Origin of the sequence: Kitasatospora sp. NPDC048407, from assembly GCF_043200475.1 — a bacterium.
Lineage (GTDB): Bacteria > Actinomycetota > Actinomycetes > Streptomycetales > Streptomycetaceae > Kitasatospora.
Window position 1 is genome coordinate 126,775 of sequence record NZ_JBICXW010000001.1, and the last position, 23,374, is coordinate 150,148.

Here is a 23,374-nt window from a genome sequence, read left to right on the forward strand (position 1 = left end):
CTTCCGTGACGGGACGGCTTAGATGTAGCCCTCGCGCAGGGCGTAGGCCACCGCGTGGGCGCGGTTGCGGAGTTGGAAGCGGGTGGTGACGGTGTGGATGATGTTCTTGATCGTCCGCTCCGAGTAGAGGAGCTTGACGGCGATCTCCCCGGTGTCCATGCCGTCGGCGACCAGGCGCAGGACGTCGACCTCGCGGGGCTGCATGCCGTGGTCGGCGGGGCTGTTGTCGGGGCCGTCGCCGGTGCGCCGGCGGCCCATGCAGCCGAGCAGTTTGCCGAGCAGGTCGGGGGGCAGGTCGCCGTGGCCGCGGACGGCGGTGCGGACGGCTTGGCGCAGGCGTTCGCCGGTGACCTCGCGGCGCCACAGGATGGTGGTGACGCCGAGGGAGACGACGTTGAGCAGTTCGGGCTCCTGGATCCGGTCGAGGATCAGCACCACGTGCGTCCGTTCGGCCTTGACCAGCCGGGACAGGCCGGCCAGGGCGGCCTCGTCGAAGGTGTCGGCGACCAGCAGGGCGACGCCGGTGCCGGCCGGCTGGTGGTCCTCCTCGACGAGCGATATCTCCGGGCACTGCCGGAGGTAGCTGACCACTCCGGCCCGGGAGAGCGGGTCCAGGGCGTGGACGGCGACCGGGATCGGCCGGGCGGTCTGTGCCGGGATCGTTCTGGCGGTCTGCGTCGGGATCGTTCGGGTGGTCGTCGCGCGGACGTCGTCGGCGTACTGCAGCACGGCGCTGGATTCCTTTCGTTGCGCTTGGCGGTGCGCCCACCGCCCCCCACGAGCGGTGGCGCACCGTCGGAACCGGTCGGCTGGCGTCGTCCGCACGAGACGCCGTCTCTCCTCCTCCTGCGGCCCGGCTGGTCCGCGGGAGCTCCCGTGTCCGCCGGAGGGCCGGCGGACATGTGCACCGAGTGCAAGCTATCCGCCGCCGGTCAATAAAAGATTGACGGATCCGCATCCGCGTCATCGGTTCCCGTTCGGCGGGAAAAGTTTTTCCGGGCCCGCCGGGCGGGCGATCCGCGGCGCGGCCGTTTCCGCGAGCGGGCATGGCGGAATCGAATGCGCGCGGGCGCGTGGCCGACCGGGTTCCGTCCGTGGCGGTGGAATTGCGTCCGCCCCGGCGCGGCAGTCGGCCGGTCCGAACCGCTACCTTCTGACAATGACGGAAATCGGAGAGCCCCACGGCACGTCGGCCCCGGAGCCGGACGGTGGGGAGGGGCTGCGCCTGTGTCTGCTCGGGCCGGTGCAGGCCTGGTGCGGGGAGCGCGAGTTGGAGCTCGGTCCGCCGCAGCAGCGGGCGCTGCTCACCGCGTTGGCGCTGCGGGCGCGCCGGATCGTGTCGGTCGACGAGCTGCTCGACGCGCTGTGGGAGGAGCCGCCGGCCCGGGCCGCCGCCATCGTGCGGACGTACGTGTCGCGGCTTCGGCGGGTGCTGGAGCTGGACCGGGTGCGCCCGGCGGTGCTGGTTTCCTCGGGCAGTGGCTATGTGCTGCGGCTCCCGGCGGAGTGCGTGGACGCCGAGGTGTTCGAGGACCGGGTCGCGGCGGCGGGCCGGGCCCGTGCGCTGGGGGACGTCGCCGGGGCGCTCGGGCTGCTGCGGGAGGCGTGCGGGCTGTGGCACGGCGAGCCGCTGGCCGGGCTGCCGGGGCCGTTCGCCCAGGCCCACCGGGCCCGGCTGGTCGAGCGCCGGCTGAACGCCGTCCAGGCTTGGCTGGAGACCGAGTTGGAGGCCGGACGGCACGCGGACGTGATCGGTGAACTGACCGTGTGGGTCAGCCAGTACCCGCTGCTGGAGCCGATGCGCGAGCTGCTGATGCTGGCGCTGTACCGCAGCGGGCGGCAGGCCGAGGCGCTGGGCGTGTACGCGGACGCCCGCCGCACGCTGCTGGAGCAGCTGGGGGTCGAGCCGGGGCCGCGGCTGCGCGAGCTGCACCTGGGCGTCCTGTCGGGCGATCCGCTGCTGGCCGCGCCGGCCGCGGTGACCGCGCCGGCGGGCGGGCCGGGCGGCGGGCCGGTCGCATCCGTGCAGGTCGCGCCGGCCCAGCTGCCCGCCGACATCTCCGACTGGACCGGCCGGGACGAGCTCTGCGCGGCGCTGTGCGCGGACCTCGCGCCGGGCGGTCCGGCCGTGCCGGTGGTGGGGGTGTCGGGCCTGGGCGGGGTCGGCAAGTCGGCGCTGGCGGTGCACGTCGCGCACGCGGTGGGCGGGCAGTACCCGGACGGCCAGCTGTACGTGAACCTGCAGGGGGCGGGGGCGTTCCCCGCCGATCCGGGCGAGGTGCTGGCCGGTTTCCTCGGTGCGCTGGGCGTGGCCGACGCGGCGATCCCGCAGGGGACGGCGGAGCGGGCCGGCCTGTTCCGGTCCCGGGTGGCGGGTCTGCGGGTGCTGATCGTGCTGGACGACGCCCGCGACAGCCGGCAGATCGGGCCGCTGCTGCCCGGCAGCCGCTCTTGCGCGGTGCTGGTGACCAGCCGGGCCTGGCTGTCGGGGATTCCGATGACCCGTCAGGTCGCCCTGGAACCGCTGACCTCGGAGGAGTCGGTGCGGCTGCTCACCGCGATCGCCGGGGTGTCCCGGGTGGCGGCCGAGCCGGCGGCGGCCCGGCGGGTGGCGGAGGCCTGCGGGTTCCTGCCGCTGGCGGTGCGCACGGCGGCGTCCCGGCTGGCGGCCCGCCCGACCTGGCAGCTGTCGCACATGGCGGACCGGCTGGCCTCGGAGCGGCGGCGGCTGGCCGAGCTGGAGACCGGGGAGCTGGCCGTCGCCGCGTCGTTCCGGCTCAGCTACGACCAGCTCGACCCGGAGACCGCCCGCGCGTTCCGGCTGCTCTCGCTGGCGGACGGCCCGGGCGTGTCCTCGGCGGCGGCCGCGGTGCTGCTGGAGCTGCCGGAGCCGGCGGCCGAACGGCTGGCCGAGGCGCTGACCGACCTGGGCCTGCTGTCCTGCCCGTTCGCGGGCCGCTACCAGTACCACGACCTGCTGCGGCTGTTCGCCCGCGAGCTGGTCCGGGAGGTGGACGGGGACGCCGCCGGGCGGGCCCCCGTCGAGCGGCTGCTGCGGCACTACCTGGCGACGGTGGCCGGCCTGTACCGGGTGGTCCGGCCCGGCTACCCGTTCGCGGACCTGGTGGCGGCGGAGGCCGCCCAGCCGGAGGCCGCCCAGCCGGCCCTCGCCGAGCCGGAGTTCGCCGAGCCGGCCTTCGACGGGCCCGCGGAGGGGCTGCGCTGGGCCAGGCAGGAGATCGCCGCCGTGCTGGCGGTGGCCGAGCAGGCCACCCGGGATCCGGACGGCCCGCTGGCGGTGGTCGCGGACCTGACGCTGGTGCTGATCCAGCTGATCGACCTGGGCATGGCGGTACCGGAGCTGTGCGACCTGGCCGGACGGGTCGCCGAGGCCGCCCACGCCGCAGGCCTGCCGGAGAGCGAGGCCCGGGCCCGGTACACGCTGATGTGGGCGCAGCGGGAGTTCCAGCGCACCTGGCAGGCCCGGTCCGAGGCGGGCCGGGTGGTCGCGCTGGCCCGGCGGACGGGGCAGACGGCGCTGCTGCCCGGCGCGCTGGTCGTGCAGGCGCTGACCGGCCTCCCGCACTGCACGGACGAGGAGGTGACGGCCTGGTGCGACGAGGCGATCGCGCTCAGCGCCGCGCTGGGCAACCCGTCCTCGCACGCCTTCGTCGAGGGGATGGCGGCGCTGGCCGACCTCGCCGTGGGCCGGCCGGAGTCGGCGCGGCGCCGGGCCGAGCGCAGCCTGGCGACCTTCCGGGAGCTGGGCGACTTCGTGGGCCAGGTGCACATGCTGTACGCGCGGGCGACGGCGCTGCACGGGATGGGGCGGTACGAGGCGGCGTGCGCGGACTACCGGGAGTGCCTGGGGGCGCTGCTCGCGCTCGGTGCCCGGGACCGGATGCCGGGCGTGCTGGTGGGCCTGGCCGAGTCCTGCCGGGCCGCCGGGCTGCCGGCCCAGGCGCTGGAGGCGGCCGAGCAGGCGCTGGCGATCGCCCGGAAGGTCGGCCTGGAGCACCGCCGGGCGGACGCCGCGGCCGCCATGGGGCGGGCGCTTTTCGACCTCGGGGAGCGCGACCGCGGCCAGGCCTGTCCGGCGTAGCCGGGCCTTCCGGGGCGGCCCGAATTCGAGGGCCTTCGCCGACTCGGGAGCATCTCCATCGCAAATCCGTTATCTTCCCGAGATATTCGGCGCAGGGTGCGCAACGATCATCACGAATCAATTTCGAAGCGGGCACCCGGGCGGCGAATAGGCGTTCCGGAGATCAATCGGTCGGGCCGGGCTCCGATGCACCGGACTTCGGGTACGGAAGTCGGGTCGTGCCTGCCGTAGACGATTCCCGGCCGGATTCCGCGCGTGCGTTCTCCGTTCACCCGGAGGGCTCCGCGGCTCACTGGAAGCATTTCGCCCCGGGGCAGGGCCGGCTGCCCCATCGGGCAGTGTCGGCGGGCGGCGGGGACGGGCCGGGGGCGGTGCGTTGACACCCCGCATTGGTCCAGTCCACTGTGGTGAGACCAGGCCATCCACGTTGCCGCCACAGCCCTCCGCCCCCGCCGGCGAGCCCGTCCAGGACGGTACGGCGGGCCGGCCGGGGCACCTTCTCCTCGCTCGACTGCCAGGCGCCGCAACGAATCTGACGATCAGACGGAGATCCCCACACCATGCAACGAGTCTGCCTCGCCCTGCCCACCATGCGAGCCTGCCCCGGCACCATCGTGGACCTCGTCGAGGAGGCGGCCTACGCCGTCGAGACGTTCGGGGCCGAGGTCCACCTCCTGGTCCTCGACACCACCGAGGACGCCGAGTTCGCGAAGAACGCGGACGCCGTGGCCGCGCTGGCCCCCGTCCCCGGCGTGTTCGTCCACCACCTCGGCAACGAGGCGCAGCGCGAGTTCTTCCGCGACGTGGCGGAGCGCTCCGGCGGTGCCGACCCCGGGCTGCTGCTCGACCTGATGCTGCCGTCGGACGTCGCGTACGGCTCCTGCGTCAACCGGATCTTCCTGGGCGCCGCCGCCCTGGGCTGCACCTCGGCGCACCTGCGCAACGACGACTTCGACTACCAGGTCGTCGACGGGAAGAAGATGTTCCCGATCCACCACGAGCTGCTGTCGATCGGCAAGCCGGCCGGGGAGGCGCTGGCCGGGGTGGCCCGCTCCGAGCTCGACCCGGCGGACGCGGACAAGCCGGTGATGCTGGTCAGCGCCGCCTTCATGGGCGAACTCAACGTGGACATCGGCGAGATCAACGAGCTGGACCCGGAGGTCTACCGGGACCTGGTGCGACTGTGGACGCCGCGGGTATGGACGCGGGAGGAGCAGGACGCCATGGTGGACATCTCCTTCAAGGGCGCCGAGCACGAGACCTTCGACAGCGCCGACTCGGTGCTCGGCGTGCCGGACATCTGGGACGTCTACATGTGCAACGTCGCCCTGGACCACCGGGGTTACGAGGTGCTGCCGCTGGTCCCCTCGCTGCGCACCATCGGCAGCGACTACGCGCTGCTGCACGCCCTGGTGCACTCCAAGCTGCCCGCCGTCATCCACAAGCGGCACATCGTCAACTACTACACGCCCGAACGCCGGATCGGCGCCGGGTTCCTCTCGTACCAGCTGCGCTTCGTGAAGATGCTGCTCTCGATGCTGTACCTGTACCCGGTCTACGGCCAGATGATCGACCTCGGCACCGGACTGCTGGACGAGCGGCACGAGTTGAAGGTCGAACCGATCCTCGGCCTGGTGCGGAGCACCTTCGACCTGGACCGGGACGTCAACGAGCAGTGCCTGGACGAGGTGGACCGCCTGTACCGCAAGCTGGGCGGCAAGTACGCCGAGCTGGCGGACGTGGTGGCCGGGCAGCGGCAGCAGCTGCTGGACGAGGCCCGGGAGGACGCCGAGCGCTGGGCCGTGCTGATCGAGGCCTGGGCCCCGATGGTGGCCGCCGCCCGCGAGCGGGGGCTCGCCGGGTGAACGAGGAGTTCCTGATCCGGCAGCTGGCCGACGGGGACTGGGACGCCGTGGTCGCGCTGGAGCACGACGCCTACGCGGCCGACGGCCTCTCCGAGGGCCGGGAGGCGCTGGAGTCCCGGGCCCGCTGCTCGCCGGAGACCTGCTACGTGCTGGAGCAGCACGGCACCGTCCGCGGCTACCTGCTGAGCCTGCCGTACCCGCCGCTGCGGTGCCCGGACCTCGCCGTGGCCGAGGCCGGGGCGTTCGAGTCGGACAACCTGCACGTGCACGACCTGGTACTGGCCGAGGAGTTGCGCGGCCGGGAGCTCGCCGCGGACCTGATGGAGCACGCGCACGCGCGGGCCGCCGCGGCGGGCTTCGCGAAGATCTCGATGGTCGCGGTGCGCGGCTCCGACATCCTGCTGCGCTTCTACGGCTACCGCGCGCACCGGGAGGTGGCCGTGCCCGCGTCCTACGGGCGGCGCGCGGTCTACATGTCGAAGTCCCTGGGCTGACGGCGGTGCGTTCTGGGCCCGACCGGCTTGACTGCCGGTCGGGCCCTTGCCGCTGTCGGTCAGGCCCAGTAGTGCCGGCGGACGGTGAAGGGGCGGTCCTCGTCGGCGGCGACCGCCGCACGGAACGGGCCCGGGACGGGGACGTCGGCGAGCCGGAGCGGGCCGGGGCCGAGCGGGCCCGGGTCGGGCAGGCGCAGCGGGGAGGGCCCGGCCAGCGGGAGGCCGAGGCCCTGGGCGAGCCGGCCGCCGTACACCTTGACGCAGGCCTCGCGGCGGCACCAGAGCCGGGTGAAGCGCTCGGCGCCGTCGGCCGGGGTGGGCGCGTCGAGGACGAGTGCCGCGTCGGCGGGCGGGAAGTGGCGGCGGGCGATCCGGGTGCCGACGCCGGGCGGGCGGAGCTGCTCGACGTCCGCGCCGACCTGGCGCCCGTCCGCGATGGCGAGCAGCGCGAGGGCGCCCGAGGCGGACCAGTTGACGTCGATCCCGCCGCCGCCCGCAGGGCTGGGCTTGCCGTGCGGGCCGCGACGCCACGTCAGGTCGGCGGGCGCGACGGCGAGCCGTTCCGCGACCAGCAGCCGGACGGCGCCCCGGACCACGGTGAAGCGTTCGCCCTGCCGCGGGTCGTGGGCCCGGTCGGCCCGCTGCCGCTCCTCGGCGTCGAGCAGGCCGTAGAGCCGGCGGACGACGGCCGGGGGCTGGTCGGTGGGGATGCTCCAGACGTCGATGACGTCGATGACGTCGGCGGCGGCGGTGGCGGCGATGACGTCGGTGGCGGCGATGGCGGCGATGGCGGCGATGACGTCGGTGGTGGCGGTTGCGGTGGCGGTGCTCACGGCAGGGTCAGGGTGCTGAGCCAGCCGAGGCGCCGGTCGTGGTCGGCGACCAGCAGCGCGCCGTGCCCGGGGAGGCGGTCGGCGAGGCGCTCGGCGAGGCGGTCGGCGAGCAGGCTCCAGACGCCGGTGAACGGCTGTCCGGGGCTCGCGGCCCCGGCGGTTTCGGGGCTGCCGTGCGAGGCCAGCTCGGCGGCGAGCAACAGCCCGGCGCCGGGCCCGAGTTGGCGGTGTTCGTCGCAGACGGAGCGCAGCGCCCGGGCGCCGTCCGGCTCGGCCTGCTGACGTACCCGCAGGCCCTCCCCCGGGGCCTCCTCGCAGACCAGGACGACGGCGCGGTGCTCGGCGGGCAGCTCGACGGGCTCGACGGGCTCGTAGTGCAGGGCGCTCTGTTCGGCGAGCACGATCACGGCCCGCCGGCAGCCACCGGTGCGGTGGTGGGCGGCGGCGATCCGCAGGGCGGTGAAGGCGGTGGCGCTGCCCTGGTCGCAGACGGCGAAGGCGGTCGGCTGCCCGGGGCAGTGGCGGCTGAGTTGGAGCGAGGCGGGTGCGGCGGGCCGGACGTCCGGGGAGGAGAAGGCGAGGATCAGCAGGTCGGCGGGTTCGCCCCCGGGCAGGGCCTGTTCGAACAGGCCGGCGGCCATCGCGCCGTAGTCGTGCCCGGCGCCTTCGGTCAGCAGGTCCTCGCGCAGCGGCAGGCCGTACGGGCGGACCAGGTCGGCGGTGAAGGTCCGCAGGTCGGGGTGGAGCGCGGCGGCCGAGTGGCCGTCGAATCCGGCGGCGACCGCCCTGGTCACGCGCAGGCCGCGGGTCTCGGCGGGCATCGGTCAGTCCTCGTCGGCGTAGTGCCCGACGACGTAGTCGGTGAGGCTGTCGATGGTGCGGATGTCGTCGATGGCGAGGTGCTCGACGTCGACCTGGATGGCGAGCGTCTCCTCGATGTCCAGGACCAGTTCGACGATGCCGGAGGAGGTGAGGCCGTAGTCGTCGAAGAAGCAGGCGTTCGCGGGGATGTCGGCGAGCTCGACGCCCAGGACGCGCGGCAGGACGTCCTCGATGCCGCGCCGGATGCGGCCGCGTGCCTCGGGGTCGACCGACTCGGTGGTGGGCAGGGTGGATTCTGACATGGGTGGACCGTCCGGTGGTGGGTGGCGAGGAACAAGGATGCGTCAGTGCCGCAGCACCATGGCCGCGAAGGTGGCGCCGATGCCGGCGGCGGCGATCAGGTAGTGGTCGCCGGGCCGGAGCGCTCCGCCGGTGGTGGCGGTGCGGAGGTTGATGAAGGCGTCGGCGGCGAAGCTGTGTCCGACCGTGAGCACGTTCTCCAGGACCACCTGCTCGACGGGGTAGCCGAGTTGGTGGCAAATCATCCGCCAGGAGGCCTGGTTGACGTTGTGCGGGAGCAGCAGCGCGATGTCGGAGAGGTCGAGGCCTGCCTGGTCGAGCGCGGCCTGCACGGTCTCGATCATGGTGGGCTGGTACTCCCGCTGGTAGCGGACCAGCAGCTCCGGGTCCTCGGCGGGTCGGCCGTAGAACTCGGGGCGCTGGCGGACCGCGTAGGAGAGCACCCGGTTGCGGTCGCCGTCGGGGCTGACCAGGCAGGCTGTCGAGGCCTCGGCGAAGATCGTGGTGTCGGGGACCAGTTGGGCGTCCCGGGTGAAGGTCTTCTCCCCCGCCACCACCAGGGCCAGCGCCGTCGGGTCGCCGTCGTCGGCCAGCAGTCGCCCGGCCAGGTCGACGGCCAGCAGCGAGGCGGCGCAGGCCTGTTGGGTGACGGTGAACGCGTCGGCGTGGGTGAGGCCGAAGCGTTCTTGGAGCTGGTGCAGGGGGTTGAGCGGGTAGGGCACGGCGACCGGTGTGTTGCGGGCGTGCAGCAGGTACCGGACGCGGTGTTCGTTGCCGCGCAGTTCGGGCAGCGCCCGGACGGCGGCGTCCAGCAGGTCGAGCAGCGTCCCGTCCGGGTCCAGGCGCACCTGGTCCAGGCCGTGGAAGCGGCGGAAGAGTCGGAGTTGACGTGGGGTAAGGCCGATCCGGGCGCCCACGTCCTCGATCGATTCGAGTCGTGGGGGGAGGTGGACGGCCACTGCCTCCAGTGCGGTCACGCCGGTTAGTATTCCCACGCTCCGCGGGTCGCACAAGCGATCACCGCCCTGGAGCCCCCTCCCTCACCCCCGTTGCCGTCGAGCCGGTGGAGCCTTCCGATGACTGATCCTCAGCATTCATCCGTATACCCAGAAACCGTTTCCGGCCTGGCCTCCGGGCCGCCCGGCGCCTTGGATCCGGCGCTGCTGGCCGCGCTGGCCGAGGCCGCCGACGCTCTGCCCGAATGGGCAGAGTCGCTCGCCCCCGGGGACCGACTCGACGGTGATCTCGCCCTGGACGAGCGCGAGTTCGCCGCCCTGGACGCGCTGCTGCGGGACCGTTTCGGTGCCGACTTGGGCGCGCTGCGGGCCGGCCTCGGCCCGGACGGCCTGAGCGCCCTGACCGTCGGCGACCTGGCGGAGCTGGTGCGCCGATGAGCCGCTTCCTGCTGGTGGTGCCCCCGCTGGCCGGGCACGTCAATCCGGCGGCCGGGATCGCGGACGAGCTGGCCGCGCGCGGCCACGAGGTGGCCTGGACCGGCACCGAGACGATGCTGCGGCCGCTGCTCGGCCCGGACGCCCGGATCTTCGGCACCGGCAACCGGATGTTCCGGGCGATGGGGGGCCACGGCCTGGCCTCGCTGCGTTCGCTGTGGGAGGGCTTCGTCGTCCCGTACGCCAGGTTCACCCTGAAGCCGTTGGACGCGGTGGTGCGGGAGTTCCGGCCGGACGCGCTGCTGGTGGACCAGCACACCCCGGCGGGCGCGCTGGTTGCGCACCGGCACGGGCTGCCGTGGGCGACGCTGGCGCCGGGGGCGATGGAGCTGGGCTGCCCGTACCGGCACCTGCCGCAGGTCGAGGCCTGGACGGCGGGCCTGCTGGCGGGGCTGTGGGAGCGGGCCCAGCTGCCCGCCGACGAGTTCACGGACCCACGCTTCTCGCCGCACCTGCTGCTGGCCACCACCGGCCGGGCGCTGCTCGGCGAGCTGCCGCCGCTGCCGCAACTCGCGCTGGTGGGACCGGTGCTGACCGCTCGTCCGGCGGATCCGGCGTTCCCGTGGGAGAGGCTGGAGCGGGAGCGGCTGGAGCACGGCCGGCGCACCGTGCTGGTCACCATGGGGACGATGTCGGACGCGGTCGGCGCGGACTTCCTGCACCGCACCGTCGAGGCGCTGGCGCACCTCGGGGACGTCCGGGCGGTGATCGCCTCGCCCCGGGGGGCACTGCCGGCTGCCCTTCCGGACTCCGTCGTGGTGGTCGATCGGGCACCGATCCTGGAGCTGCTGTCCAGGGGCGGGTTGGACGCGGTGCTCTGCCATGGTGGGATGAACACCGTGGTCGAGTCGCTGGCGCACGGTGTCCCCGTGCTGGCGGCGCCGATCCGCAACGACCAGCCGTTCGTGGCGCAGCGGGTCGTGGAGGCCGGGGCCGGCCTCCGGGTCCCCTTCGCCCGGGTCAGTCCGCCGGTGATCGCCGAGCGGCTGCGGCGGGTGCTCGACGAGCCCTCCCACCGGACGGCCGCCGAGTCGATCGGTCGTCAACTGCTGTCCGGCGGTGGGGCGTTGACCGCAGCCGACCGGATGGAAGCGCTGGTCGCCCCCTGATACCGCCTCACGCCCGCCAACTCCTGCTTTTCGCACGGGGGTTGGCGAGCGCGAGCCCCCACACACCGTCCCAGCCCGGGAGTTCTGGTTGATCAAGACCAAGGGACTTCGCAAGTCCTATCCGTCCGGCAAGCACGGCCGCACCGTCGTCGACGCCGTCCGCGGCATCGATCTGGATGTCCGGGCGGGCGAGATCTTCGGCTTCCTCGGCCCGAACGGCGCCGGGAAGACCACCACGCTGCGCATGCTCGCCACGCTCATCCGCCCGGACGGCGGCGAAGCCCTGATCGCCGGCGCCGACCTGCTGGCCGACCCGGCCGGGGTCCGCCACCGGATCGGCTACGTCGCCCAGGGCGGCGGCACCGCCGACGCGGTCACCGGCCGCGAGGAACTGGTGATGCAGGCCCGGATGTACGGCAGCCGCAAGGCCGACGCGCTGCGGCAGGCCGAGGACGCCCTGGAGGCCTTCGACCTCACCGAGTTCGCCGACCGCCACTGCAGCACCTACTCCGGCGGCCAGCGCCGCCGGGTGGACATCGCCCTCGGCGTGATCCACTCCCCGAAGGTGCTGTTCCTGGACGAGCCGACGGTCGGCCTCGACCCGGCCAGCCGCGGCCAGGTGTGGGCCGAGATCAAGCGGCTGCGCACCGAGGGCATGACCGTGGTGGTGACCACCCACTACCTGGACGAGGCCGACGCGCTCTGCGACCGGGTCGCCATCGTCGACCACGGCCAGATCGTCGTCGAGGGCACGCCCGAGGCGCTCAAGCGCGAGATCTCCGGCGACGTCGTCCTGCTCGGCCTCGCCACTGGGGACACCGGGCCCGCGGCCGAGGCCCTGCGCGAGCAGCCCTACCTGCACCGGCTGGAACCGGGCGAGGACGGCCTGCGGCTCTACCTGGACGACGGCGCGGCCGCGATCCCGCAGGTGCTGAGCGTCCTGAACGGGGCGGGCATCGTCCCAGGGACGGTGCAGCTCCAGCGGCCGAGCCTGGACGACGTCTTCCTGGCCCGCACCGGCCGCTCCATCGAACAGTCCTGACGAGAAATCCCTGGGGTCCCTTTCGTGAAGCTCGCCCGTGACACCTGGCTGGTCTTCCAGCGGCAAGTACTGCTGATGTGGCGCACACCGATCTGGATCGTGATCGGCATCACCCAGCCGGTCTTCTACCTGCTGCTGTTCGCCCCGCTGCTCAAGAAGGTCCTCGCGCCCATGGGCGCCACCAGCTACGCCGAGGCCTACCAGATCTACGTCCCCGGCCTGTTGGCGGTGCTCTGCATCTTCGGCGGCCTCTACACCGGCTTCAGCCTGCTCGGCGAACTGAAGGCCGGCATCATCGAACGCTCCCGGGTGACCCCCGTCAGCCGGCTCGCCCTGCTGCTGGGCCGGGCGCTGCGCGAAATGGTCGGACTGCTCGTCCAGGCCGTCATCATCACGCTGGTCGCGCTGCCGTTCGGCCTGCGGGTCGACCCGCTGAGCCTGCTGCTGGCCTACGTCCTGCTCGCCCTGCTGGCCCTGATGACCTCCGCCATCTCGTACGGCATCGCGCTGGCACTGCCCAACGACGCCGCGATGGCGCCGGTGGTGAACACCATCGCCCAGCCGATCGGCCTGCTCTCCGGCGTACTGCTGCCGCTGGCCCTGGCGCCGATGTGGCTGCAACGGGTCGCGGAGTGGAACCCCTTCTACTGGGCGGTGGAGGGCATGCGGGCGCTGTTCTCCGGGCACCCCGGCGACAGCGTGGTCTGGCAGGGGCTGCTGATCGTCGCGGTGCTGACCACCGCGGCGGTGTTCTACTCGGCCAGGCTGTTCTCGGCCCGGATCCGGTAGCCGCGAACGCACGGAAGGGGAAGGGCATCAGCTGGGTGGACTACCAGAAGTCCCGCCCGATCACACGGATCGGGCGGGACTTCGTGAACCGCTCCTGAGCTGGCTCCAGCACAGTCGTTCTTCAGGGTTCGGCGTGTTCAGCTCGCGGCGGCCCGGATGAAGTCGGCCAACCGGGCCACTCCTTCCGCTATCTGACGCTTACTCAGGGCGCTGATCGACAGCCGCAGGCGGCGCTCGCCGCCGCCCGCCGGGTAGAACGGGGCCATCGGCGTCCAGAGCACGCCGTGTTCGCGGGCGCAGCGTTCCATTGCTGCTTCGTCGGCGGTGAACGGCACCTGGAGCACGGCAAAGAAGCCGCCCTCCGGTTCGTTCCAGGAGACGCCGAGCCGGGCCCGTTCGGCCGGCGGGAAGTGTCGCTCCAACTCCCGTAGCAGGGCTGCCAGGTTGGCTGCGTAGTGGGCGCGGGCGGGGGCGTTGGCTTCGCGCAGTCGGCAGTCGTGGTGGAGCAGCATGCCGCCGATCACGGCCTGGCTGAGCGCCGGGGTGTTGACCGTCGTCATGCTCTTCAGCTTGGCCAACTCGTCGGCGAGCAGGGTCGTCCGGCCGTCCGGGGCGAGTACCGGCTGGTCGGCGACGACGTAGCCGAGCCGGGCGCCGGGGAAGCAGGTCTTGGCGAAGGAGCCGAGGTAGATCACTTGGCGGCGCCGGTCCAGCGCCTTCAGGGTGGGGCGCTCGCCGGGCGCACCGGGCTCGCGGGTGAAGAAGCCGTACGGGTTGTCCTCGATCACCAGCAGCCCTTCCTCGGCCGCTGTCTCCAGCAGCCCGGCCCGCGCCGCGACCGGCATGCTGGTGCCGGACGGGTTGGCGAAGTCCGGGACGACGTAGAGCGCGCGCGGGCGGCGGCCGGAGGCGCGGACGGCGCGGGCCGCCTCGCGCACGGCCTGCGGGTCGGGGCCGCCGTCGGGGCCCTCCGGGACGGGGACGGTCGTCAGGTCGAGCAGCCGGGCGGCGCCGGTGACGCCGACGTAGCAGGGCGAGCTGACCAGCAGGACGTCGTCCGGCGTGGCGCACAGCGCGCGCAGCACCAGCAGCATGCCCTCCTGGGCGCCGACCGTCAGCACCAGCGACTCGGGGGCGACGTGCAGCCCCTCGTCGTTGGCGAGGGTGCGGGCGACCAGGTCGGCGATGATGCCCTTGGTCGGCCCGTACTGGAACAGCGCGGTGCGCACGGCGCTGCCGCTCAGACCGCGTTCGGCGAGGTGGGCGAGGTAGATGCCCAAATGGGTGTGGACGTCCTCGGGCTCGAAGAAGCCCTCGTGCGGGCGGCCGGGGGCGAAGGAGAGCGCGTCCGGGTAGCGCTCGGTGACCTCGTTGAGGAAGGTCATCGCGTCCAGCAGCGGGTCGGCGAGGCTGGCGTGCAGCTCGCCCAGCGGGAGCGTGGTGGTTGTCATCATCGGAGGGCCTCGCGGAGTCGGTCGGCGGCGTAGTGCTGGGCGTCACTGCCGTCGTCCAGGACGCCGGCCATCGCGAAGAAGCCGTGCGGCATGCCTTCGTAGCGGCGCAGTTCGACGGGGACGCCGGCGGCGCGCAGGGCCTCGGCGTACGCCTCGCCCTCGTCGCGCAGCGGGTCGTACTCGGCGGTGATCACGGTCGCGGGCGGCAGGCCGGCCAGCGAGGGGGCGCGCAGCGGGGAGGCCAGCGGGTTCGCGCCGTCGGCCGGGTCGGCGAGGTAATGGCCCCAGTACCAGGCGACCGAGCGGCGGTTGAACAGCAGCGGGTCGTCGTGCTCGCGGACGGACGGGGTGTCCGCGGCGTGGTCGGTGTTGGGGTAGACCAGCAGCTGGTGCCTGATCGCCGGGCCGCCGCGCTCACGGGCGGCCAGCGTGAGCGCGGCGGCCAGGTTGCCGCCGGCGCTGTCGCCGGCGACCGCGATCCGCTCGGCGTCGGCGCCCAGTTCGGCGGCGTGCGCGGCGATCCACTCGGCGGCGGCGATCACGTCGTGCACGGCGGCCGGGAAGGGGTGCTCGGGGGCGAGCCGGTAGCCGACCGAGACGGTGACGCAGCCGACGGCGTTGGTGAGGCGACGGCAGATCGCGTCACTGGTGTCCGGCGAGCCGAGGGTCCAGCCGCCGCCGAACAGGTAGAGCAGGACCGGAAGTTGAGCGTCGACCTCGGGGCGATAGACCCGTAGCGGCAGCGGGCCGCCGGGGCCGTCGACGGTCAACTCCTCGACCGAGCCGACCGGTTCCGGATTCCCGGCGGCGGCCCGGATGTCGGCGAGATCCGCGGCGCGAGCCTCGGCGAGAGTACGGGTGTACAGCGGTGGCGTACCGGCGGCGGCGCGCTGCGCGCGCATGGCCTCGGCCTGGGGGTGCAGTGGCAAGGGACGTTCCTGGGGGTCGGTACGGATTGGGGTGCGAAAACACTTCAGCGGGCTTCGGGAACGACCGCAGTGCGGTCGAGCTCGGCCAGCCGAGGGCGGCCCAACAGGGCGAGGGTGTCGTCGAGTTCGGCCTTGAGGAGGTCGAGGACCTGCCCGGCGCCCCGCTCGCCGTCGACGGCGAGGCCCCAGAGGAGCGGTCGGCCGATCAGGACGGCGCGGGCGCCGAGGGCGACCGCGAGGGCAACATCCGTGCCCGTCCGGACACCGCCGTCCAGGAGGACGGGCAGGTTCGGCGGTACGGCGGCGGCCACTTCGGGCAGTGCGGCGAGGGACGGGAGGGCACCGTCGAGCTGGCGGCCGCCGTGGTTGGAGACCAGGACGGCGTCGACGCCGTGCTCGGTGGCGAGCCGGGCGTCCTCGGCGGTGAGGATCCCCTTGAGGACGATCGGCAGGCGGGTGCGTTCGCGCAGCCAGGCGAGGTCGGCCCAGGTCAGGGTGGGATCGAACTGCTCCTTGGCGTGGTCGGCGATACCCGAACTGCCGTGCCCTGCACGGTGGCTGGCGGCCATCACGGCCTGGTCGAGGTTGACGGCGCGGACGTGCGCGGGGATCGCGAAGCCGTTGCGGGCGTCGCGCAGGCGGCGGCCGATCCGGGGGGCGTCGACGGTCAGCATCAGGGCGCGGTAGCCGGCGGCTTCGGCGCGTTCGACCAGGGCGGCCAGCGCGTCGCGGCGGCGCAGCCAGTACAGCTGGAGCCAGAGCGGGCCGGTGGCGGCCTCTGCGATGGATTCCAGGGTGCGGCTGGCGAATATCCCGGCGACCATGAGGGCGCCCGCGCGGCCCGCGGCGCGGGCGGTGGCGACCTCGCCTTCGGGGTGGAACAGCTGGTGGTAGGCCATCGGGGCGATGCCGATCGGGGTCTCCAGTCGGCTGCCGAGCAGGGTGAGGCCCTGGTCGGTGGCGGAGACGTCGACCATGGTGCGGGGGCGCAGCCCGCACTGTTCGAACCGGGCCCGGTTGGCGGCGAGGGTTCGTTCGGCGCCGCTGCCGCCCTGCACGAAGTCCCAGATCTCGGCGGGGAGTCGGTCGCGGGCCGCGCGTTCGAAGTCCGCCAGTTCCAGTGCGTCCAAGGGTCTGCCTTTCCGGGCAGGCCTCGGTCGGACCCGCTCCGGCCCGGCAGCGTAGGAGGCCATGCCCCCGCTGGTCTAGACCTTGCTCGGCTCGGACGCCTGTGTAATCGTCGGAAAGCCGAACCGACCCCGTGAGTCGTGAACGGCGTCCTTCCAACCTCCCCTTCGTGGAGTGGCGTTGACCGGATATCCCGCTCTCCCCGCCCAGCCGTACGAGGCCGCCGAGGCCCCGCACGACTGGGTGGACCGTTACCTGCTGGCCGGCCCCGCCGACCAGGAGTGCCTGCGCTTCGGCGCCCCCGTGGACCGGGCCGCGCTGCGCGCCCTGGTCGCCGGGCAGGCCGCCCGGCTCACCACCGCCGGTCTGCACCGCGGCGGCACGGCCGCGCTGCGGCTGGCGCCCTCGCTCGGCTACGTCGCCGCGCTGCTCGCCTGCTGGCAACTGGGCGCCCAGGCCGTCCTGTTGGACCACCGGCTCACCGACCACGAGGTCGCGCTCGCCGTCGAACGGCTGGCGCCCGAGGTGCTGGTCGAGTCGGCGCACGGCCCGGCGGCGGCGATGCGCGGCTTCGCCGAGACCGACCCGGTGCCGGTGGCGCTGCCGAACGGCCGCCCGGCCGCGACCGGCCACGCCCTGGTGCAGCTCAGCTCGGGCTCGACCGGCCCGGCCAAGGTGATCGCCCGCACGGCCGCCGACCTGCTGCGCGAACTCGACTGCTACGCACGGCTGGAGGCGTTCCCGAAGGCCGGCGAGCGGGTCGTCCTGCTCTCCTCGGTGGTGCACGTCCTCGGCCTGGTCGGCGGGCTGCTCAACAGCCTGCACGCCCGGGTGCCGCTGACCGTCCCCGAGCGGATGACCACGGCGGGCATCCTGGCCACCATCGCCGCGGACGACCGGCCGACCACCGTGATCGGCGTCCCGTTCCACGCCGAACTGCTGGCCGGGGCCACCAGCCCGCCCCCGCTGCCGCAGCTGCGCCGGATGATCGTCGCCGGCGAGCTGGTCCGCCCGGGCCTGCCCGCCGCCTTCACCGACCGGTACGGCGTGCCGCTGGGCACCATGTACGGGATGACCGAGCTCGGCGTCATCGCCACCGACCTCGACGGCACCCTGCACCCCGAGGCCGCGCCCGTCCACGGCATGGACCTGCGCGAGGACGGCGGCGAACTGCACATCGCGATGGCCGCCTCCCCGTATCCCGGCCTCACCGACGCCACCCGCTGGTCGGACGGCCGGCTGCACACCCGCGACGCCGGCCGGGTCGACCCGGCGACCGGCCGGATCACCGTGCTCGGCCGGCGCGACTCGCAGGTCTCGATCGGCGGCCTCAAGGTCGACCTCAACGAGGTCGAGCACACCCTGGCCGCCCTGCCGGAGGTCCGCGAGGCCGTGGTGGTCTTCGCGGACGGCGCCATCGAGGCCTACCTGGCCACCGAGACCGCCGCAGGCGGCGGAGCCGCCGGAGCCGTCGGAGCCGGCGGAGCCGGCGGAGCCGGCGGCCGGGCCGACGACGACCCGGCCGACGCCGTCCGGGATGCGCTGACCCGCGAGTTGGCCGCCTTCAAGCGGCCCCGGCAGCTCACCTTCCTCCCGGCGCTGCCCCGCACCGCCACCGGCAAGCTCGTCCGCGACACCGCCGCGCTGCGCGCCGCCGCGGGCGCCGCACCCTGATCCACCGCACCGCACGCACCGAACCCCGACCCCGAATCAGTACGAGGAGCACCACCATGCAGGAACGCATCCACGAGTTCGTCGTCGCGGCACTCGCCGGGATGAACTACGACGTCGACGGGATCACCGGCGACACCGACCTCGGCCCGGCCGGCCTCGACCTCGAGTCGCTGGCGCTGGCCGAGCTCTCGGTCCAGGTCGAGGACGAGTTCGGGGTCAAGTTCGAGGTGGAGGAGATGGAGACCACCGCGCTGATGACCCTCGACCAGTTCACCACCGACGTGGCCCGCCGGATCGCCGCCAACACCGCCGCCACCGCCGCCACCTCCGGTACCGCCGCGTGAGCACGACCGTGCTGCCGGACCGGGCCGAGGTCGTGGCGATGCTCGCGGCGTTCGGGCAGCGGGCCGCGGAGAGCGTGCCCGAGAACCTCGGCTCGCTCGAACTCACCTGGCTGACCGCCGAGTTCGAGCAGCGCTACGGCATCGAGCTGGACCTCTCGGACGAGCAGTTCGCCGCCGTCCGCACGGTGGACGACGCCGTCGCGGTGCTGCGCGAAGCCGTGCTCGCGGCCGCGCCCTCCCCCGGCACCGACGCGTCCGACACCGGCGGGGTCGCCCGGTCATGAGCAGCAGCGCACCGCCGGTCGGACGGCCGGTGTTCACCGGCCTCGGGGTGCTCAGCGCCTTCGGCGCCGGGCTCGCCCCGCTGGCCGCCGCGACGGCGACGGGCGGGGCCGGGTTCGCCGAGGTGACCCGCTTCGACGTCGCCCGGCGCGGCACCCAGCGGGCGGCCCTGCTGGCCGACCCGCCGCCGCTCGCCGACGCGGTGCTCGGCGCCGTCGCCGATGCCTGCGATCAGTCCGAACTCCCGTCCGGCGCACCGCTGTTGCTCGCCCTGCACAGTGACCTGCGCACCCGCGAGGTCGCTGCGGAGGTGTCGAAGGGCGCCGTCGCCCTCGGCCTGGCCGGGGTGACCCGGGTCTACACCGGCGCCTGCGTGGCCGCCGCCACCGCGGTGGCCGACGCGGCCGCCATGGTCGGCTCCGGCCGGCATCCCCGGGTGCTGGTCGCGGCCGGCCACCTGGTGGAGCCGGGTGTCTTCGCGGCCTTCGACGCGGGCCGGGCGCTGGCCCGCGACGGTGAGCTGCGGCCGTTCAGCACCGGGCGCAGCGGCACCCTGCTCGGGGACGCCGCGGTGGCCGTGGTGGTCGAAGCGGCGGATGCCGCCGCTGGGCGCGGCGCCCGTCCGCTGGCCCGGCTGGCCGGGTGGGGACGCTCCGGGGACGCGCACCACGTGTGCCGGCCGCGGCCGGACGGCGCGGGCGTGGCCCTGGCGGCCCGGTCCGCGCTGGCCCGGGCGGGCGTCGCCCCGTCCGAGGTGGGCTACGTCAACGCCAACGGCACCGGTTCGCCGATGTCCGACCTGGCGGAGGCGCGGGCGTTGCGCGAGGTGTTCGGCGACGCATTGGCCGGGTTGCCGGTCAGCTCCAGCAAGTCCGTCCACGGGCACGCCCTGGAGGCCTCCGCGCTGCTCGAACTCGCCGTCACCATCGGCGCGTTGAGCAGCGGGCGACTGCCGGTAAACGCCGGCTGGCGGGGCCCGGACCCGGAGATCGGGCTGGACCTCGTGCTGGGCCCTGTGGACGCCCGTCCCCGCTACGCGCTGAGCCTCAACTCGGCGTTCGGCGGCGCCAACACCGCGCTCCTGGTGGCCGCCGCGTGAACCACCTGCGCACGCTCGCCACCGCGAGCTGGACCGACGGTGAGCCGCCGCCCCCGCTGCCCGGCTTCTCGGCCTCGACCTTCAACCCGCTGGTCGCGGCCGTCGCCGAACGCTGCCTGGCCGCGCACTACGGCGAGCCCGGCGAGCCGCGCCGTACGGGTCTGCTGCTCGCCAGCGCCGGGGGCGACCGCGCCACCGCGCTGGCCATCCACACCGGCGCGGCGGGGCGCCGGATGCCTCCGCTGCTGTTCTTCCAGTCCAACCCGAACGCCGTCCTCGGGCACATCGCCGCCCGCTGGGGCCTGACCGGCCCGGTCGTCGCGATCAGCCCCCCGGTGGCCGCCGCGCCCGGCGAAGTGCCGCCGGACGCACTGGAGTTGGCCGCCCTGCTGCTCGCGGACGGCGACGCCGAGCAGGTCCTGGTCATCGCCGCGGAGCAGGCCGAGCACACCGCCGAGCGGACCGAGCAGGCCGATCAGACCGAGCCGGCCGCCGGGGAGGCCGCGGGCACCGGCCACGCCACCGCCGTCCTGGTCACCGCCGTCACCGCCACCACCGCCGTCATCGCCGTCACCGCCGCCTGAGCGCTCGTCCGCGCGCACCCGCTTTCCGACACCCCGTCCGTACGCGTCCCCGGACGCCGCACCGCACCCGCATGGTCAGCACCATGGGAGGGATCCATCACCGTGAGCATCCGCAGCATCCGCAGCCTCCTGGCGAACGACCCGGACGTCGGCGCCGGGAACGTGCTGACCAGCAGGATCGCCCTGGGCATCGGTCTCGACGACCCGCGGCTGACCTTCGACACCCCGGTGGACGGCCACGCCGCCCGCGAGGCCCTCACCCTGCGCGAGGCCGACCGCGCCGTCCGGGCCCGGGCGGCCGCGCTGCACGCCCTCGGGGTCGGCCGGCGGGACGTGGTGGTGGTGTACACGACCGCCGCCGCCGACCAGGTGCTGTCGTTCCTGGCGCTGGCCCGGCTCGGCGCGATCCCGGCGCTGCTCAACCCCGGGGTGGAGGGCGAGCGCGCGGCCCGCTACATCGCCCGTCTCGGCGCCGTCGGCATCCTCACCGACCCCGCGCACCGGGCCGAACTGGCCGGGTACGACCCGGCGGCCCCGGTGCTCGCCGACGCCGCCGACCTCGGCTCCGGCGACCCGGACGCGGCGCCCGCCCCGTACCGCCACCACCCGGACGACCCGATCGCGATCACCCACTCCTCCGGCACCACCGGGATGCCCAAGGCCGTGGTGCACTCGCACGCCAGCCTGTACGCGTCGATCCGGCACCGCGCCACGCTGCCCCGGCCGCAGGGCATCGACCGGGTGCTCAGTGCGCTGCCCGCCGCGCACGCCGCGACGCTGATCGCGCTCAACCTGGCGCTGAGCTTCGACTCCGAACTGCATCTGATCTCCCAGCAGACCGGCCCGGCCGTGCTGGAGGCGATCGAACGCTGGCAGCCGCAGAGCGTGTTCGGCTTCGCCACCAGCTGGGCCGACCTGGCCCGGCAGGACCTCTCCGCCCGCGACCTGTCCTCGGTCGGCCTGTGGTGGAACACCGGTGACTGCGCGCACGAGGCGCACATCCGCCGCCTGATCGCCCAGGGTTCGCGCGCGACCGTCACCCGCGAGGGCCGGGTCCGCCTGCCGGGCTCGGTGTTCGTCGACGGCCTGGGCTCGACCGAGATGGGCCACTCGCACTTCCACATCACCCACGCCCCCGGCACCGAGAAGTACGGCCGCTGCGTGGGCCGGCCGCACACCTTCGTCGACTGCGAGGTGGTCGGCCCGGACGGCGAGCCGCTCGGCCCCGGCGAGGTCGGCGAACTCGCCACCGCCTCCCCGACCCTGGCGCCCGGCTACTGGAACGACTCGGTCACCACCTACCGCACCCGGCTGCGCGGCCGCTTCCTCACCGGCGACCTGATGTACCGGGACGAGGAGGGCTACTACTACCACGTCGACCGGCTGGTCGACTCGGTCGACCTCGGCGGCGGCCGGCGGCTGTACACCGCGATGTCCGAGGAACGGGTGCTGGCCGACGTCCCCGGCGTGCTGGACTGCACGGTCGTCGCGGTGAAGGACGGCGGCCGGGTGGTCACCGACGTGCTGCTGCTGCTCGCGGACGGCGCCGACCGGGCCGTCGACCGCACCGCGGAGGTGGTCGCCGCGCTGGACGAGCACACCGCCGCCACCGTCCGCGCGGTCCTGGTGGTCAACGACGCGGACATCCCGCTCGGCCCGACCGGCAAGGTCCGCAAGGTCCTGCTGCGCGAGCGCCACCTCACCGCAATGACACCGGCGGCCGCCATCCCGGCCGGCGCCCTCCCGGCCGGCGCCCGCTCGGCAGCCGCCCGCTCGGCAGCCGCCCGATGACCCGCGTCGGACGGCCGGGCGCCGTCGTCACCGGCATGGGCGTGGTCACCTCGCTGGGCCGCAAGCCCGGCGAGGTCTTCGAGGCGCTGACCTCCGGGTTCAGCGGCATCACCGCCGTGCCGGAGGGCCACGTCGCGCACGGCTGGCTGCCCGCCGCCGGGATCGCCCCGCACATCGACGGCCGCGAGGTGCTGCCGCCGACCGAGACCCGCTGCGTCGACCGCTTCGCGCTGCTGGCGATGGCCGCCGCGGACGACGCGCTGGCCGACGCCGGGCTGGTCGTCGGCCGCGACGTCGACGCCCGCCGCACCGCCGTGGTGCTGGGCACCGGCGGCGGCGGCCTGGAGACCTACGAGCAGCAGGCGCAGCGCCGCCAGGAGCGCGGCCGGCCCGGCGTCAGCCCGTACATGCTGCCCGGGATGCTCTCCAACATGGCGACCGCCCGGATCGCGATCAAGCACGACATCCGGGGCTTCAGCACCGCGATCGTGACGGCCTGCGCGGCCGGCGCGCAGGCGGTGGCCGAGGGGCTGCGGCTGATCCGGGCCGGCGACGCGGACGTGGTGGTGTGCGGCGGGACGGACGCCTCGCTGCACCCGACGATCGTCTCCGCCTTCGCCAACGCTCGTGCGCTGGCTGCTGGTTGGGACGACCCGACGCAGGCGTCCCGGCCGTTCGACGCCCGCCGCAACGGCTTCGTGCTGGGCGACGGCAGCGCCGTCCTGGTGCTGGAGAGCGCCGAACACGCCGCCGCCCGGGGCGCGGCCGGGTACGCCGAACTGATCGGCTGGGGCTCCAGCACCGACGCCCACCACCCGACCATGCCCCGCCCCGACGGCGCGGGCGCCGCCGACGCCATGCGCACCGCCCTCGCCAACGCCGGCCTGGCCCCGTCCGACATCGGCTACGTCAACGCGCACGGCACCGGCACCAAGCTCGGCGACATCGCCGAATCGGCCGCGCTGAACGCCGTGTTCGGCGAACACCGGCCCGCCGTCAGCTCCACCAAGGGCGCCACCGGCCACCTGTTGGGTGCGGCCGGGGCGGTGGAGGCCGCCGTCACCGCGCTGGCCGTGGCCCGCGGCCTGCTCCCGCCGACCCTCAACCTGGACGAGCCCGACCCGGCGTGCGACCTGGACCACGTCCGCGGCGCCGCCCGGTCGGTCCGGCTGCGGGCCGCGCTCAGCAACTCCTTCGCGTTCGGCGGCCACAACACCAGCCTGATCTTCGGGCCGACGCCCACCAGGACCGTCAAATAGCCCGCTGCGGCCTGCCATCTCCT

22 protein-coding genes are annotated in these 23,374 nt (G+C 74.4%); 14 read left to right on the plus strand and 8 right to left on the minus strand.

Annotated elements, in window-relative coordinates; genetic code table 11:
• Window positions 1-18: 18 nt before the first annotated feature.
• A complete protein-coding gene (locus ACGFWJ_RS00695; protein ID WP_392943844.1) occupies window positions 19-729 on the minus strand; it encodes a LuxR C-terminal-related transcriptional regulator in 711 nt (236 codons plus the stop codon).
• 430 nt (window positions 730-1,159) lie between these two features.
• Between ACGFWJ_RS00695 and ACGFWJ_RS00700 the strand changes: the two genes are divergently transcribed.
• From ACGFWJ_RS00700 to ACGFWJ_RS00710, 3 genes are all read left to right on the plus strand, one after another.
• Complete coding sequence (locus ACGFWJ_RS00700; RefSeq protein WP_392943846.1) at window positions 1,160-4,102, plus strand: BTAD domain-containing putative transcriptional regulator; 2,943 nt, start codon at window positions 1,160-1,162, stop codon at window positions 4,100-4,102.
• A gap of 560 nt (window positions 4,103-4,662) precedes the next feature.
• The gene (locus tag ACGFWJ_RS00705) at window positions 4,663-5,967 is read left to right on the plus strand and encodes a DUF6271 family protein (protein ID WP_392943848.1); all 1,305 of its coding nucleotides are present in this window, start codon (window positions 4,663-4,665) and stop codon (window positions 5,965-5,967) included.
• Window positions 5,964-6,461, plus strand: a complete 498-nt coding sequence (locus ACGFWJ_RS00710) for a GNAT family N-acetyltransferase (protein WP_392943850.1) — start codon at window positions 5,964-5,966, stop codon at window positions 6,459-6,461. Before ACGFWJ_RS00705 ends, ACGFWJ_RS00710 begins: the two co-directional genes overlap by 4 nt.
• Before the next feature lie 59 nt (window positions 6,462-6,520).
• Here ACGFWJ_RS00710 and ACGFWJ_RS00715 read toward each other — a convergent pair whose 3' ends face one another.
• From ACGFWJ_RS00715 to ACGFWJ_RS00730, 4 genes are read right to left on the minus strand one after another with little or no spacing between them, the layout of a single operon-like run.
• Window positions 6,521-7,294, minus strand: coding sequence for a 4'-phosphopantetheinyl transferase family protein (locus ACGFWJ_RS00715; RefSeq protein WP_392943852.1), 774 nt, complete (start codon window positions 7,292-7,294; stop codon window positions 6,521-6,523).
• Window positions 7,291-8,115, minus strand: a complete 825-nt coding sequence (locus ACGFWJ_RS00720; RefSeq protein WP_392943853.1) for a hypothetical protein — start codon at window positions 8,113-8,115, stop codon at window positions 7,291-7,293. The genes ACGFWJ_RS00715 and ACGFWJ_RS00720 overlap by 4 nt, the downstream gene beginning before the upstream one ends.
• 3 nt (window positions 8,116-8,118) lie before the next feature.
• Entirely contained in the window at window positions 8,119-8,418 is a 300-nt protein-coding gene (locus tag ACGFWJ_RS00725) for an acyl carrier protein (protein ID WP_392943855.1), read from the minus strand.
• A 42-nt stretch (window positions 8,419-8,460) separates the two neighbouring features.
• Window positions 8,461-9,393, minus strand: a complete 933-nt coding sequence (locus ACGFWJ_RS00730) for a 3-oxoacyl-[acyl-carrier-protein] synthase III C-terminal domain-containing protein (RefSeq protein ID WP_392943857.1) — start codon at window positions 9,391-9,393, stop codon at window positions 8,461-8,463.
• 171 nt (window positions 9,394-9,564) lie between these two features.
• Between ACGFWJ_RS00730 and ACGFWJ_RS00735 the strand changes: the two genes are divergently transcribed.
• From ACGFWJ_RS00735 to ACGFWJ_RS00750, 4 genes are all read left to right on the plus strand, one after another.
• The gene (locus tag ACGFWJ_RS00735; protein WP_392943859.1) at window positions 9,565-9,810 is read left to right on the plus strand and encodes a hypothetical protein; all 246 of its coding nucleotides are present in this window, start codon (window positions 9,565-9,567) and stop codon (window positions 9,808-9,810) included.
• Window positions 9,807-10,976, plus strand: coding sequence for a glycosyltransferase (locus ACGFWJ_RS00740; protein ID WP_392943861.1), 1,170 nt, complete (start codon window positions 9,807-9,809; stop codon window positions 10,974-10,976). The genes ACGFWJ_RS00735 and ACGFWJ_RS00740 overlap by 4 nt, the downstream gene beginning before the upstream one ends.
• An 88-nt stretch (window positions 10,977-11,064) precedes the next feature.
• A complete protein-coding gene (locus ACGFWJ_RS00745) occupies window positions 11,065-12,018 on the plus strand; it encodes an ATP-binding cassette domain-containing protein (RefSeq protein ID WP_392943863.1) in 954 nt (317 codons plus the stop codon).
• A gap of 24 nt (window positions 12,019-12,042) precedes the next feature.
• Window positions 12,043-12,807, plus strand: coding sequence for an ABC transporter permease (locus ACGFWJ_RS00750; RefSeq protein WP_392943865.1), 765 nt, complete (start codon window positions 12,043-12,045; stop codon window positions 12,805-12,807).
• Between the two features lie 137 nt (window positions 12,808-12,944).
• On the opposite strand, the gene ACGFWJ_RS00755 is transcribed toward ACGFWJ_RS00750, so the two are convergent.
• Genes ACGFWJ_RS00755 through ACGFWJ_RS00765 form a run of 3 tightly spaced genes read right to left on the minus strand, consistent with a single transcriptional unit; the run spans window position 12,945 to window position 16,320 of the window.
• The gene (locus ACGFWJ_RS00755; RefSeq protein ID WP_392943867.1) at window positions 12,945-14,258 is read right to left on the minus strand and encodes a PLP-dependent aminotransferase family protein; all 1,314 of its coding nucleotides are present in this window, start codon (window positions 14,256-14,258) and stop codon (window positions 12,945-12,947) included.
• A complete protein-coding gene (locus ACGFWJ_RS00760) occupies window positions 14,258-15,190 on the minus strand; it encodes an alpha/beta hydrolase (RefSeq protein ID WP_387864624.1) in 933 nt (310 codons plus the stop codon). Before ACGFWJ_RS00760 ends, ACGFWJ_RS00755 begins: the two co-directional genes overlap by 1 nt.
• A gap of 44 nt (window positions 15,191-15,234) precedes the next feature.
• Window positions 15,235-16,320: an alpha-hydroxy acid oxidase gene (locus tag ACGFWJ_RS00765; protein ID WP_392943869.1), complete on the minus strand. Its 1,086-nt coding sequence runs from the start codon at window positions 16,318-16,320 to the stop codon at window positions 15,235-15,237.
• A 172-nt stretch (window positions 16,321-16,492) separates the two neighbouring features.
• On the opposite strand from ACGFWJ_RS00765, the gene ACGFWJ_RS00770 reads away from it, so the two are divergent.
• The 7 genes from ACGFWJ_RS00770 to ACGFWJ_RS00800 all read left to right on the plus strand — a co-directional run bounded on the left by ACGFWJ_RS00770 (window position 16,493) and on the right by ACGFWJ_RS00800 (window position 23,351).
• Window positions 16,493-17,992 (plus strand): class I adenylate-forming enzyme family protein, encoded by a 1,500-nt coding sequence (locus ACGFWJ_RS00770; RefSeq protein ID WP_392943871.1) that lies wholly within the window; start codon window positions 16,493-16,495, stop codon window positions 17,990-17,992.
• A 56-nt stretch (window positions 17,993-18,048) separates the two neighbouring features.
• The gene (locus ACGFWJ_RS00775; RefSeq protein WP_392943873.1) at window positions 18,049-18,336 is read left to right on the plus strand and encodes an acyl carrier protein; all 288 of its coding nucleotides are present in this window, start codon (window positions 18,049-18,051) and stop codon (window positions 18,334-18,336) included.
• Window positions 18,333-18,620: an acyl carrier protein gene (locus tag ACGFWJ_RS00780; RefSeq protein ID WP_392943875.1), complete on the plus strand. Its 288-nt coding sequence runs from the start codon at window positions 18,333-18,335 to the stop codon at window positions 18,618-18,620. Before ACGFWJ_RS00775 ends, ACGFWJ_RS00780 begins: the two co-directional genes overlap by 4 nt.
• Entirely contained in the window at window positions 18,617-19,717 is a 1,101-nt protein-coding gene (locus ACGFWJ_RS00785; protein ID WP_392943877.1) for a beta-ketoacyl synthase N-terminal-like domain-containing protein, read from the plus strand. The genes ACGFWJ_RS00780 and ACGFWJ_RS00785 overlap by 4 nt, the downstream gene beginning before the upstream one ends.
• Window positions 19,714-20,301 (plus strand): hypothetical protein, encoded by a 588-nt coding sequence (locus ACGFWJ_RS00790; RefSeq protein ID WP_392943879.1) that lies wholly within the window; start codon window positions 19,714-19,716, stop codon window positions 20,299-20,301. The genes ACGFWJ_RS00785 and ACGFWJ_RS00790 overlap by 4 nt, the downstream gene beginning before the upstream one ends.
• Before the next feature lie 102 nt (window positions 20,302-20,403).
• Window positions 20,404-22,092 (plus strand): AMP-binding protein, encoded by a 1,689-nt coding sequence (locus ACGFWJ_RS00795; RefSeq protein ID WP_392943883.1) that lies wholly within the window; start codon window positions 20,404-20,406, stop codon window positions 22,090-22,092.
• Window positions 22,089-23,351: a beta-ketoacyl-[acyl-carrier-protein] synthase family protein gene (locus ACGFWJ_RS00800; RefSeq protein WP_392943885.1), complete on the plus strand. Its 1,263-nt coding sequence runs from the start codon at window positions 22,089-22,091 to the stop codon at window positions 23,349-23,351. Before ACGFWJ_RS00795 ends, ACGFWJ_RS00800 begins: the two co-directional genes overlap by 4 nt.
• The last annotated feature ends 23 nt before the right edge of the window (window positions 23,352-23,374 follow it).

What these genes read in the sequence shown, in the direction of transcription:
- ACGFWJ_RS00775 (WP_392943873.1), top strand. Translation starts at nt 18,049, where the DNA reads ATGCAGGAACGCATCCACGAGTTCGTCGTCGCGGCACTCGCCGGGATG.
- ACGFWJ_RS00755 (WP_392943867.1), bottom strand. Translation starts at nt 14,258, where the DNA reads ATGACAACCACCACGCTCCCGCTGGGCGAGCTGCACGCCAGCCTCGCC.
- ACGFWJ_RS00785 (WP_392943877.1), top strand. Translation starts at nt 18,617, where the DNA reads ATGAGCAGCAGCGCACCGCCGGTCGGACGGCCGGTGTTCACCGGCCTC.
- ACGFWJ_RS00725 (WP_392943855.1), bottom strand. Translation starts at nt 8,418, where the DNA reads ATGTCAGAATCCACCCTGCCCACCACCGAGTCGGTCGACCCCGAGGCA.
- ACGFWJ_RS00705 (WP_392943848.1), top strand. Translation starts at nt 4,663, where the DNA reads ATGCAACGAGTCTGCCTCGCCCTGCCCACCATGCGAGCCTGCCCCGGC.
- ACGFWJ_RS00800 (WP_392943885.1), top strand. Translation starts at nt 22,089, where the DNA reads ATGACCCGCGTCGGACGGCCGGGCGCCGTCGTCACCGGCATGGGCGTG.
- ACGFWJ_RS00720 (WP_392943853.1), bottom strand. Translation starts at nt 8,115, where the DNA reads ATGCCCGCCGAGACCCGCGGCCTGCGCGTGACCAGGGCGGTCGCCGCC.
- ACGFWJ_RS00740 (WP_392943861.1), top strand. Translation starts at nt 9,807, where the DNA reads ATGAGCCGCTTCCTGCTGGTGGTGCCCCCGCTGGCCGGGCACGTCAAT.
- ACGFWJ_RS00700 (WP_392943846.1), top strand. Translation starts at nt 1,160, where the DNA reads ATGACGGAAATCGGAGAGCCCCACGGCACGTCGGCCCCGGAGCCGGAC.